The sequence below is a fragment of the Thermoanaerobacterium sp. RBIITD genome, assembly GCF_900205865.1.
Classification (GTDB): Bacteria; Bacillota; Thermoanaerobacteria; order Thermoanaerobacterales; family Thermoanaerobacteraceae; genus Thermoanaerobacterium.
The window spans coordinates 1,699,677-1,712,247 of the sequence record NZ_LT906662.1; the positions used below are offsets into that span (position 1 = coordinate 1,699,677).

At 32.5% G+C, this 12,571-nt stretch carries 11 protein-coding genes; 6 read left to right on the forward strand and 5 right to left on the reverse strand.

Annotation, left to right across the window (positions count from 1 at the left end):
- Nucleotides 1–41: 41 nt before the first annotated feature.
- The gene (locus CPG45_RS07935; RefSeq protein ID WP_096231400.1) at nt 42–671 is read right to left on the reverse strand and encodes a VTT domain-containing protein; all 630 of its coding nucleotides are present in this window, start codon (nt 669–671) and stop codon (nt 42–44) included.
- Between the two features lie 109 nt (nt 672–780).
- A complete protein-coding gene (gene mntR / locus CPG45_RS07940; protein ID WP_231969055.1) occupies nt 781–1,266 on the reverse strand; it encodes a transcriptional regulator MntR in 486 nt (161 codons plus the stop codon).
- 222 nt (nt 1,267–1,488) lie between these two features.
- On the opposite strand from mntR, the gene CPG45_RS07945 reads away from it, so the two are divergent.
- Complete coding sequence (locus CPG45_RS07945; protein ID WP_231969093.1) at nt 1,489–2,703, forward strand: Nramp family divalent metal transporter; 1,215 nt, start codon at nt 1,489–1,491, stop codon at nt 2,701–2,703.
- 204 nt (nt 2,704–2,907) lie between these two features.
- Here CPG45_RS07945 and CPG45_RS07950 read toward each other — a convergent pair whose 3' ends face one another.
- Entirely contained in the window at nt 2,908–3,288 is a 381-nt protein-coding gene (locus CPG45_RS07950; RefSeq protein WP_096231402.1) for a desulfoferrodoxin, read from the reverse strand.
- 185 nt (nt 3,289–3,473) lie between these two features.
- Here CPG45_RS07950 and CPG45_RS07955 point away from each other — a divergent pair, with 185 nt between their 5' ends.
- The 4 genes from CPG45_RS07955 to hydF are packed head-to-tail and all read left to right on the forward strand — an operon-like array spanning nt 3,474 to nt 8,236.
- Complete coding sequence (locus CPG45_RS07955) at nt 3,474–4,181, forward strand: response regulator transcription factor (protein ID WP_096231403.1); 708 nt, start codon at nt 3,474–3,476, stop codon at nt 4,179–4,181.
- Nucleotides 4,171–5,544, forward strand: coding sequence for a sensor histidine kinase (locus tag CPG45_RS07960; protein WP_096231404.1), 1,374 nt, complete (start codon nt 4,171–4,173; stop codon nt 5,542–5,544). Before CPG45_RS07955 ends, CPG45_RS07960 begins: the two co-directional genes overlap by 11 nt.
- A gap of 38 nt (nt 5,545–5,582) precedes the next feature.
- Nucleotides 5,583–7,004, forward strand: coding sequence for an aspartate ammonia-lyase (locus CPG45_RS07965; RefSeq protein ID WP_096231405.1), 1,422 nt, complete (start codon nt 5,583–5,585; stop codon nt 7,002–7,004).
- The gene (hydF, locus tag CPG45_RS07970; protein WP_096231406.1) at nt 7,001–8,236 is read left to right on the forward strand and encodes a [FeFe] hydrogenase H-cluster maturation GTPase HydF; all 1,236 of its coding nucleotides are present in this window, start codon (nt 7,001–7,003) and stop codon (nt 8,234–8,236) included. Before CPG45_RS07965 ends, hydF begins: the two co-directional genes overlap by 4 nt.
- 16 nt (nt 8,237–8,252) lie before the next feature.
- On the opposite strand, the gene CPG45_RS07975 is transcribed toward hydF, so the two are convergent.
- Together CPG45_RS07975 and CPG45_RS07980 are read right to left on the reverse strand one after the other, a co-directional pair.
- Nucleotides 8,253–9,479: an MFS transporter gene (locus CPG45_RS07975; protein ID WP_172856630.1), complete on the reverse strand. Its 1,227-nt coding sequence runs from the start codon at nt 9,477–9,479 to the stop codon at nt 8,253–8,255.
- A 54-nt stretch (nt 9,480–9,533) separates the two neighbouring features.
- The gene (locus CPG45_RS07980) at nt 9,534–10,850 is read right to left on the reverse strand and encodes a helix-turn-helix transcriptional regulator (protein ID WP_096231408.1); all 1,317 of its coding nucleotides are present in this window, start codon (nt 10,848–10,850) and stop codon (nt 9,534–9,536) included.
- A gap of 189 nt (nt 10,851–11,039) precedes the next feature.
- Between CPG45_RS07980 and yabN the strand changes: the two genes are divergently transcribed.
- Nucleotides 11,040–12,521, forward strand: coding sequence for a bifunctional methyltransferase/pyrophosphohydrolase YabN (gene yabN, locus CPG45_RS07985; protein ID WP_096231409.1), 1,482 nt, complete (start codon nt 11,040–11,042; stop codon nt 12,519–12,521).
- The last annotated feature ends 50 nt before the right edge of the window (nt 12,522–12,571 follow it).

Consider the following 12,571-nt stretch of genomic DNA (forward strand, 5'->3'; position numbering starts at 1 on the left):
AAAAGGACAAGTATTTGCTTAATTGCAAACTTGTCCCTTTATCATTTTTTCTTAATAAATGTTATAACGGCAGGTATCAAGGATATCAATATGATTGCGATTGTTACAAATCCAAAGTGGGTTTTTACAACTTCAAGATTTCCAAAATAGTAACCACCAAATGTAAATAAGGCGACCCATGTTATACCACCTATTGCATTGTAAGTTAAGAAGTGAAGATAGTTCATCTCACCGATACCAGCAACAAATGGTACAAATGTCCTAATTATAGGTATAAATCTTCCGAGGACAATCGTCATATTTCCATATTTTTCATAAAAGTTTCGAGCTTCTATGAGATGCTCTTTTTTTATAAATTTTATATTCTCAGCTTCATATATCTTTGCACCGATAAATTTGCCTATATGATAATTTACTGTATCACCGAGGATGGCTGCAATAGATAATAAAATAAATAAAGTAAATACATTTAGAGAACCGATTGCTGCAAAGGCACCGGCAGCAAATATAAGGGAGTCACCAGGAAGAAATGGTGTTACAACAAGACCTGTTTCAAAAAAGATTATAAAAAATAATATCAGATATGTTGTTATACCATATGTTTGAATTATCGAACCTAAGTATTTATCAAGATGAAGTATAATATCAATTCCTGTTTTTAATAGTTGCATCTATTATAAATCCTCCTATAAAATTTATTTGACTGTTATATTATAACATAATATAAAATTTATTTTTATTATTACATTGATATTTAATGAAATTTTAATAATCATGGTTTTATTCTTTGTTGGAGGATTTTTGCTTTGATTCCATATATGATTTTAATTTTAATTTAATATCCGGATTATAGTTTAAAAATTCTATAAAACCATTAAAGCGATCTAAAGTATTAGCGCTTATAGTATGCTCTATCTTCTCTGTTTCTTCAAGGATTTCTGATTCAGTAACATCAATTGCACGTAAAAAATCTGAGATTATATTATGCCTTTTAATAAGTCTCTCACCGAGAACTTTACCTGAATCCCCTAGCGTAATAACACCATATTTTTCATAATTTATTAAATTGAGTTCAGCTAATTTTTGAACCATTTTTGTTGCGGATGGAGGTTGTACATTTAATGCATCTGATAATTCGTGCAATCTTACGAATCCTGTTTTTCTAGATAATCTATAAATCATTTCAAGATAATCTTCCATAGATGCTGTTAATGATTTATCTTCTTTTTTCATATATTCACTAAATGTAAAAAAATCTTTATGCAAATTATCACCTTCTTTTAAACTCGAATCGTAACATAATAATTCCCTCTTACATATTCTATGATAGATGGTTGAATTTTAGCATAAGCTAAAAATTTTATATGCTATTAAAACTTTTATTTAAATGAAAGATTTAAAGGAAGTGATTTTATGAGGAGTGTAAATGAAATAGGCTTAACAAGTGTTAATTTAAAAGATGTAAAAACAAATAACTACGATATCTTAATGAGACTAAAAACATTATTAAGGTATTTAGGTCCTGCATTTATTGTAAGTGTAGCGTACATCGATCCAGGTAATTTTGCGACAAATATAAGTGGTGGTTCAACATTTAATTATAGTCTTATATGGGTAATTTTATGGAGCAACTTGATGGCGATTTTCTTACAGTATTTATCAGCAAAATTAGGAATAGCGACTGAAAAAAATTTATCAGAAATGTGTGGGGAAGTTTTCTCTAAAAAAACAAACATACTCTTTTGGTGTGTTGCTGAGCTTGCCGCAATTGCAACGACAATGGCAGAATTCTTAGGGGGAGCTCTTGGGATTTATCTTTTATTTAAAATACCGCTTTCTATTGCTGGAACAATAACAGGTATAATAACATTTGCTATAACATATTTACAGAAATGTGGGCAGCGTATCGTAGAAGTTGTGATAACATTTTTAATTGGTGTAATATGTATAGCATATGCGATTGAGATATTTTTGGCAAAACCGGATTGGATACAAGTAGGGATCCATACATTTGTACCGACATTGACAAATGGAGAGGCTTTACTTATTGCTGCAGGAATGCTCGGTGCAACTGTCATGCCCCATGTAATATATCTACATTCACAATTAGTTCAGAAAAGAAATCATGACCTTAATATAGATCAAAAAAAGCGCCATTTAAAAATGGAGAAGATTGACATATTAATCGCCATGAATATAGCTTTCATAGTAAATGTGGCAATGGTTATTGTTTCAGCTGCGGTATTTTTCAAAGAAGGCCTTATTGTAAATACTATCGAAGAAGCGCATCGGTCACTCGAACCATTGCTAGGTACACTATCAAGTGTAGCATTTGCTATTGCACTATTGGCATCTGGATTTTCCTCATCAGCGGTTGGTGCTATGGCAGGTGAAACCGTCATGGATGGTTTTATAAACATAAAATTTCCACCAAACATAAAGAGGCTTGTTACAATAATACCTGCGATGCTAGTCATATGTTCGGGTATTAATCCCATGAAGGCACTTGTAATAAGCCAGGTATCTTTAAGCTTTGCACTTCCATTTGCAATTATACCGATGATTATAATAACAGGTAGAAGAGAGCATATGGGTGATTTTGTTAATAAATTCATAACGAATATTATAGGTTGGTTTATATCATCATTGATAATTACTTTAAATGTCGTACTTATATACATGACGATTACGGGCCGTGTATAATAAAAGAAGGATATTTAAAATTTATATAAAAATATACGCATTTTATAAGTAAGTTTTGCTTTCTTTAAAATGCGGAATAAAAGTCTCATTGATGTATTTTACCAAAGGAATTACGATTTATAGAAACAAATCATCCTGGATAAAATCCAGGATAATTTGTTGAGGTTTTTATATTATGAAAGGGGAGGGGTTAATGGATATTTGTTAAACTTCTGCTGCCCATAAGCCATGCAAGTTACAATATGCCCATGCTTGAATCTTTGAAGCATCGGTCTTAAATGTAGCTTCTGGCTTCTCACCAGGTTTTAGCATCTTTCTCATGTATATTCCATCTGCGAGAATTGAAATCCATTCTATGTAGTGTTTTTCTTCCATTGGGTGTTCTACACTACCAACTTTTACTGTTACAGTGTCACTATTTTTCAATATTACAGGTACATGCTTTTCCTTACTTGCATCAACCGTATTAGCAGCTTGTTTCTCCATTGCCTTTTCACAACATGTCAATGTGCCACCACCAGCATTTAAGACTTCTACAGTATTTCCACATTCTTTACATTTATAAACTCCAAACAAATCTGTCATAACATTTTCCTCCTTAATATAATATTCGTTTTATAAGATAATACATATCAATTAATAAGCATTATCCTTACATTAATATAATACAACAGTTGAAATTGAAAATCAAGTATTAATTAAAATTCTCAACAATATATTATAAACTTTTTTATTAATAATATGTTAATATATTTGTAAGGGGTGGTAAAATGTACAGTATACTTATTGTTGAAGATGAAATTAATATTTCAAAACTAATAAAAATTAACCTTGAAAAATATTATGATATCGAAGTTGCTTATGACGGCGAAACCGCAATTGAAATGGTAAGTGAAAGAAGACCATCGCTTATGATTCTTGATATTATGCTTCCTAAAATGAATGGATACGATGTTTTAAGAACGATAAGAAATTTAAATATAGATGTACCTGTTATCATGCTTACTGCTAAAAGTCAGGATGTAGACAAAATATTAGGACTTGAACTTGGTGCAGATGACTATATAACGAAGCCATTTAATCCAAGGGAACTTACAGCAAGAGTCAAGGCATTAATTAGAAGGATTTATGAATTTAATGGTAATAAATCTATCCAGTCTAATGGAATCTTAAGCTATGGTGATATTAAAATGGACCTTGATAATAATACCGTTACGATAAATGGCAAAGACATAAACCTAACAAAAAGGGAATTTGAACTATTAAAAGTTCTAATGCTTAATAAAGATAGAGTTGTGACACGAGAAGAACTGATTGACTCTGTCTGGGGCGATAAATACGATGGCGATACAAAAACGCTTGATGTTCATATAAAAAGGCTGCGGGAAAAGATAGAAATAAATACAAAAAGCCCTAACTATGTAAAGACACAGTGGGGTATTGGTTATTATATTGGGGGAAGTAGAAGTGAGCATTAAAAGCAAAATTATAGCTTCATATATTCTACTTATAACTATAATAATATCTTTTTTTGGTGCTATTATACTTATAAGCCTTGAAAAATACTACATAACAAACATGACATATATTCTTGAATCACAAGGTGCGACATTTTCACATGTTTTTGACAGTTACATTGATGCAGATATATATACCATAGGTCAGGATGTTGCTAAAAAGCTTTCTAAGGATATAAATGCAAAAGTACAGGTTTTAAATATCGAAGGCTTATTATTGGGTGATTCTAGTGTAAATGCAAAGCCATATCCATTAAAAATAAATACGCCAGATGTAAGTGCGGCGATAAAGGGAAATACTGGTACATATATTGACTCAGAATATGGTGAGAAAATACTTAATGTATCTGTCCCTATTAAAAATAGCCTGAATTACGTCGCTGTCTTAAGGCTATCTACATCATTAAATAATGTGTCAGATTTAGTAAGAAAAGTATCATATATCATTGTAGGTGTCCTTTTGGCATCAATATTACTTTCATACCTTATAGGAATTGTTTTCGCTGCGAGGATAACAAAACCATTAAATATGGTAAAGGATGCAACAATCAAGATGGCAAAGGGAAATTTCAATGTAAGGGCAAAGAAAATAACTAACGATGAAATAGGTATGCTAGCGGATTCTTTTAATAAAATGGCGGAAGAGCTAAGTCAACTTGATAACATAAAAAATGAATTTATAAGCAATATATCACATGAACTTAGGACACCACTTACGTCTATTAAAGGCTTTGCTGTAACGGCACTCGATGATATTGATAAAGATAATGGTCTTTTTGAATATTTGAGTATTATAAACAGTGAAGCGGATAGGCTGACATCTCTTGTAGAAGAACTTTTAGATTTTTCAAGAATTCAGTCAAATAGATTGAAGATGTCATATCAAAAATTCGATATAGTAAACTTAATCAAAGAAACTATATCTATGCTTAAACCTGCAATAAATAGAGCTGGTATCAATATAAAATATTCCGGACCTGAAAATTATATTATAAATGGTGACAAAGATAGAATAAAGCAAGTCCTTGTTAACCTTATTGACAATTCTGCAAAAGCGAGCCAATGTGGAAACAACATAAACATTGTGCTAAATATAAGTGATAAAGTTATGATAAAGGTTATAGATGAAGGGAGCGGAATACCTTGCGATGAGCTTTCAAAAATATTTGAGAAATTTTATCGTTCTAAAAATAGCCGTTATAGTGGGACAGGTCTCGGACTTTCTATAGTAAAAGGAATTATTGAAGCACATAAGGGAGAAATTAATGTTGAAAGTGAAGTCGGAAAGGGTACGACGTTCACCATTACTTTACCTAAAAATTAAATACAAATATCGATTTACCATATGTTAGGAGGGAAAAGATGAAATATAGAGTAGAACATGACCTTTTAGGAGATATGGATGTACCTTGTGATGCATATTACGGTATTCATAGTTTAAGAGCATATGAAAATTTTCATATAACAGGCCGTCCAATACATAAAGAGCTTATTATATCACTTGCTATGGTAAAGAAAGCGGCTGCCATTGCAAATTCCAATATTAAAAAACTTGATAAAAAGATTGCTGGTGCTATAATAAATGCATGTGATGAAATTATAGAGGGGAAATTCCATGACCAATTTATTGTCGATGCACTTCAAGGCGGTGCAGGTACATCATCAAATATGAATGCAAATGAGGTTATAGCAAATAGAGCTATAGAGATTCTTGGCGGTAAGAAAGGTAATTATAAAGTAGTTAATCCACTTGAACATGTTAATTTAAGCCAATCTACAAATGATGTCTTTCCAACTGCTGTAAGGATAGCGGCTATTAGACTTTTGAAACCGTTAAGTGAAAATTTTGCGAGACTTCAAACAGCATTGCAAGAAAAAGAAGACGAATTTAGCGATGTTATAAAAGTTGGGAGGACAGAGCTTCAGGATGCTGTACCTATAATGTTAGGTCAGGAATTCGGGGCGTATGCACAGGCAATTGCGAGAGACAGATGGAGGATATATAAAGTCGAGGAAAGGTTAAGACAAGTAAATATCGGTGGCACTGCTGTAGGTACTGGATTAAATGCTGATTTAAGGTATATTTACTCTGTTATAGAGGTATTAAGAGATATAACAGGATTGGGCCTTGCGAGAGCGGAATACATGATGGATCCCACTCAGAATAACGATGTTTTTGTTGAAGTATCAGGCCTTTTAAAGGCCGCTGCAGTAAATCTTATAAAAATATCAAATGATATAAGGCTAATGTCATCTGGCCCGAGATGTGGATTTATGGAAATAGCGATACCTGAGATACAGGCAGGCTCATCGATTATGCCTGGTAAGGTTAATCCTGTCGTGCCAGAGGCTGTAAAACAGGCTGCTTTTCAAGTTATATCCTGTGATAATGCTATAACACTTGGGGCTCAATCTGGAGAATTTGAGCTAAATTTTACGCTACCGTTGATTGCGTATAATCTTTTTACTGAAATAGATTTATTAAATAATGCGATAAGTCTATTTATAGATAAGTGTATCAAAGGAATAAAAGCTAATCGTGATCATCTAAAAGAAATGGCAGAAAACAGTCTTTCATATGCAACAGCTTTAAGCCCTTATATCGGTTACGAAAATGCATCTATTATAGCGAAAAAGGCAAAAAATGAGGGTAAAACTGTTAGGGAAGCTGCGATAGAATCAGGCTTTTTAACGAGTGAAGAACTTAATATAATATTTAATGAATATGAGATGACAAAGCCGGGAATACCGGGGTTTAAAAAATTGAAAGGAGAAAACAGATGAATACAACACCGACCTCATCGAGGCTTCATATAGCACTATTTGGGAGGAGAAATGCGGGAAAATCTAGCATCATAAATGCGCTGACGAATCAAAATATCGCAATCGTATCCGAGATCGCGGGAACTACAACAGATCCTGTACAGAAGGCCATGGAGATACTTCCGATTGGACCTGTTGTAATCATTGATACAGCCGGTCTCGATGATACGGGAGAGCTAGGAGAATTAAGGATAAAGAAGACATACGAGGTACTGAATAGGACGGATTTAGCACTCTTGGTGATAGATGGTACAATTGGCCCTTCGAAATTTGAAGAGGAAATATTAGAAAAAATAAGAGAAAAAAATATACCAGTTGTAGGGGTTATAAATAAAAGAGATTTGACGAATTATGATGAAAATGAGAAAGCTGATTGGGAGAGAAAACTTAAATTAGAGCTTGTTGAAACATCTACGGAAAGCGGCTATGGAATTGATGAGCTAAAAAGGCAGATCATAAAAAAAGCCCCATATGACGAAAGAGAATTATCAATCATATCAGATTTAATAAATCCGGGGGATTTTGTAGTTTTAGTTGTGCCAATAGATAAAGCTGCACCAAAGGGGAGGCTTATATTACCACAACAGCAGGTAATAAGAGATGTCATAGAAAATGATGCTATCGCCATTGTGACAAAAGAGTATGAATTAAAAGAGACAATTGAAAACCTGAATAAGAAGCCAACCTTACTCATAACAGATTCTCAAGCCTTCTTAAAAGTAAGCGCAGATACGCCGAAAGACATACCACTTACTTCATTTTCAATACTTTTTGCAAGGTATAAAGGTGACCTTGATGAAATGACAAGGGGGTTAAAAGCCTTAGAAAGATTAAAACCAGGTGATAAAGTCTTGATTGCAGAAGGATGTACACACCATAGGCAATCTGACGATATCGGTAAAGTAAAAATACCAAGATGGATAAGGCAGATCGTCGGTGGCGATATCCAGTTTGACTATGCAAGCGGTATGACATTTCCGGATAATTTAGAAAAATACAAGCTTATAGTACATTGCGGTGGATGTATGCTTAATAGAAGAGAAATGATGTACAGAATATCGTATGCGAAGGGGAAAAATGTACCAATTGTCAATTATGGCCTTTTAATTGCATATGTACAGGGAATATTGCCAAGAGCTATTGAAATGTTCCCATCAGCAAGACTTATCTATAAAGAAGGTCAAGGGGAATAAATTCATTCCCGGATTTTTATTCATCTTGAATGTTTACACCTTTTCCAAAACTATATTTATACTGAAATCCTATGACATACAACACATAAACTGCACCGATGACACCACTTATAATGAATGCAATATGAGCTCCGAATTTTTCTGCGAGGCCGCCAGCGTATAATGCACCTATAGGTGTAACCCCGCCAAACACTAAAGAATATACACTCATAACTCTCCCTCTATATTTATTCTCTGAATTAAGCTGTATTGTTGTATTAGCAGATGCAGAGAAAGTTATCATTGAAAAACCTGATAATGCAAGAAGCACTATCGACGACCAGTAATAACTCTGAAAGCCAATTATAATCTGAAATAATCCCAATCCAAATCCACCTGCAATAAGATAAAATGGTTTTGCACCTTTGCTGCTTAAAGTAGCCAATAATAGTGCCCCGCATAAAGCTCCAACTCCCATCGCAGACATCAAAAAGCCATATCCAGCCGCTTCTTCATGCAGTATATTTTTAGCAAATACTGGGACTAAAACATTAAAATTCATAGAAAATGTGCTTAAAACTGCGATCATAAGTATTGTAACGATTATAACAGGTGTATTTTTTATATACTTTAAACCCTCTTTTATATCATTCAAAACCTCTTTCTTTTGTAAGATAGCCCTGCTTGTACCACCGTTAACATCAATCAATATTAAACCAACGATTACCGCAATAAAACTAAGCGCATTGAGATAAAAACATATGGAATACCCTAGAATACCAATTAATATGCCGGCTATTCCAGGGCCTACTATCCTTGCACCATTAAATATGGATGAATTAAGGGAAATGGCATTCATTAGGTCTTCTTTACCAACCAAATCGATTATAAATGACTGTCTAGTAGGATTGTCTATAGTATTGATAAAACCCATGATTGTTGCTAAAAAAACTATCTCCCAGTATGTTATCATTTTAAGCGCTGTAAGCGTTGCTAATACAAAGGCAGTTAACATAAGGCATGTCTGGGTGAATATCAATATTTTCCTTTTTGGAAATCTATCTATGATTACACCTGCAAATAATGACAAAAAAAGCATAGGCAAAAATTGTAGGGCACTTACAAGGCCAAGCAAGAATGGGGAATTTGTCAATTTAAGGACTAACCAACCCTGCCCAATATTTTGCATCCATGTTCCTATGAGAGATATCATTTGCCCAAACCAAAATAATTTAAAATTTCTATGCCTTAGTGCAGGAAACATATGGTCGACGACTCTATCAAAGAATAATACAAATGTCTTCACTTAAAAGTCCTCCTATTTATAATAATCACATAATAGTTCAATAGATTTATTAAAATTCTCACTTGCAAGGTCCGGTTCACCAATTGTTATATATAGATTTCCCAATGCTTTGTATGCGTCTGATAAATCTCTTTTAAGCCCCAGCTTTCTGAGTATTTCAACAGATTTAATAAGCTCTGATTTTGATTTTTCAAAATCATTAAGTTTTAAATGAATACTTCCTAATAATGTATATAACCTCCCTATTTCCTCCTCTTCATTTAATTCTTTTACAATTTCCATAGAGGCATTTAAATGATCTATTGCTTTCTCAAAATTTTCCATATAAAAATCGATTCTGCCTAATTCAGTCAAATTATATGCCATGCCCAATCTGTCGTTTAAGTCCTTGTAAATCGCATAACTGTAGAAAAAATATTTTTTTGCAATATCATACTTTTTTAAATCTGTATAAACAAATCCCATATAATTGTATTCATTAGCAATATCGCTTTTTGCGTTTAATGCTTTACTAATAACAAGAGATTTTCTAATGTACTTCAGTGCATCTTTGTATTCTTTGAGTCTGTAGCTAACAAGTCCAAGTCCATTATTGCACTTTGCAATATAATCAACTGTTTTAGTTTTAGTTGCATAGCTTAAACACTTTAGATAATAGTCCCTCGCTTTAATTAGTTCGCCCATTTTGTTATAGAGAGTTCCTATGCTGTATAATATCCTACATTTAAGTTCATAATTTATAATGCTGCTTTTCTCGAATTCATCAGCCGCTTTTAGATAATATGAAAGGGATGTAGAAAAGTTTTGCAGATTACCATAGCAAAGGCCAAGATGGTAATAAATTTCTACCAAGATTTCATATGCTGAGTTTTCAGTAAAATATGGCAAGCATTCTTCAAATATATTCAATGCAGATTTATAATTTTTTAAATAAACATAAGTCCTGCCAAGATAAAAGCTAACTATTTTTAAAGAAAAATTGTCAAGATTACATTCAAGAACCTTTTTATATATATTTATGGCATCCTCGTAATTTCCACTGTCGATTGCTCTTCTACCATCAATTATCAATTTAAATGCTTTTTTATACATATTAATTTCTTCTAAAAGTTCGGCTTTTTCTTTATAATCATCATCAAGAAAATATACTAATGGCTTATTTAATTTATTTGCTATAAAGTTCAAGGCTTTGAGGGACGGGTTAATTTTTCCCTTTTCAATTAAGCTGATATAGCCTTTAGAAAATTCATCACCAGATATGTCGCCTTGCTTTAAAAAAAGCTTTTTCCTTTCTTCTCTAATTTTTTTCCCGAGCTTTACTACATCCATTATAAAATCTGCCCCCCTTAATGATTATAAATTATATTATAATTTAACTTATGACGTTTTTCAATTATATAAATTAAATTTATTAATAAATTTTAAGATAAATAAATATTTTTGCTAATAATTATGTATTCCTATATTGTTTTTTTATTGCAATCTCATGGTATAATAAAGAATAATGGAGGTGAAATAATGGGTAAGCTAATAATAGTGGGTCTTGGACCCGGTTCATATGATCAAATTACACTTGGAACACTTGAAAAGATTAAAAATGCAGATAAGCTATTTTTGAGAACAGCAAAGCATCCAGCTGCTGAATATTTAAGGAAATTAGGTTTACAATACACCACATTTGACAAAATATATGAAGAAAGCTCAACATTTGAAGAGGTTTATGACACTATTGCTCGGGAAATAATAGATATTGCTGAAAAATATAATAATATAGTATATGCTGTTCCTGGAAATCCCCTTGTTGCTGAAAAATCTGTCGAATGTATATTAAAGTTTTCGAGGGAAAATGTCGATATAAATTTGGAAATCATTCCAGCTATGAGTTTTATAGATGTAGTTATAAACGAGTTAAAAATTGATCCTGTATATGGACTAAAAATTATCGATGCTTTGTCAATAGATAGTATAAAACCTGACAAAAAATGCAACAATTTAATAACACAGGTATATAGCAGAATGGTAGCATCAAATATAAAACTTAAGCTTATGGAGATTTACGGTGATGTTTTTGAAGTTACAGTTATAAAAAGAGCTGGATTAAAAGACGAGCAAAGAATCGAAGCAATGCCATTATATATGATTGATAGGATTGATTGGATAGATTACCTTACATCTATTTATATTCCACCTGTTAAAAATATTGTACAAGAAAGGTATGATATTAATGATCTAATCGAGATAATGGCGATACTTAGAAGTGAAAATGGCTGCCCATGGGATAAAGAACAGGATCACGATAAATTAAAGAGATATTTAATCGAAGAATGTTATGAGGTAATTGATGCAATTAATAAAAAGTCGGACGAAAATCTGCTTGAGGAACTCGGTGACGTTCTTTTACAAGTTGTTTTTCATTCACAAATAGCAAGCGAAAGAGGGGCGTTTGATTTTCATGATGTTTGCGATGGCGAATGTAAAAAGATGGTGTTTAGACACCCACATATTTTTGGTGAAGAAGAAATAAAAACATCAGATGCTGTTTTAAAGAGGTGGGATGAGATAAAAAAAGGCGAAAAAGGTCTTAAATCTCATACAGATGAATTAAAAGATGTCCCGCGGTCTATGCCAGCTCTAATTCGAGGTTACAAAGTTCAAGAAAAAGCGGCAAAAGTTGGGTTTGACTGGAATCATGTCGATGATGCCATATTAAAGGTCTATGAGGAGTTAAATGAATTTAAGGAGGTGTATAAAGGGAAAGATAAGGATAGAAAAATTGAAGAATTAGGGGATTTGATTTTTGCTGTAGTAAATGTAGCCAGATTTTTAAGCATTGACCCCGAGCTTGCTGTGCATAAAACTGTTGATAAATTCATAAAAAGATTCAAGTACATTGAAGATTCCGCAAATACAATGGGGCAAAGGATGGAAAATATGACATTATCTGAGATGGATTTGCTCTGGAATGAAGCAAAAATGCATAATTTTGATAAAAAAGATTAAAAATAAGCTTAAATTAGAAGGATTTTTTAAATTTGTGAAGAATAAATAAG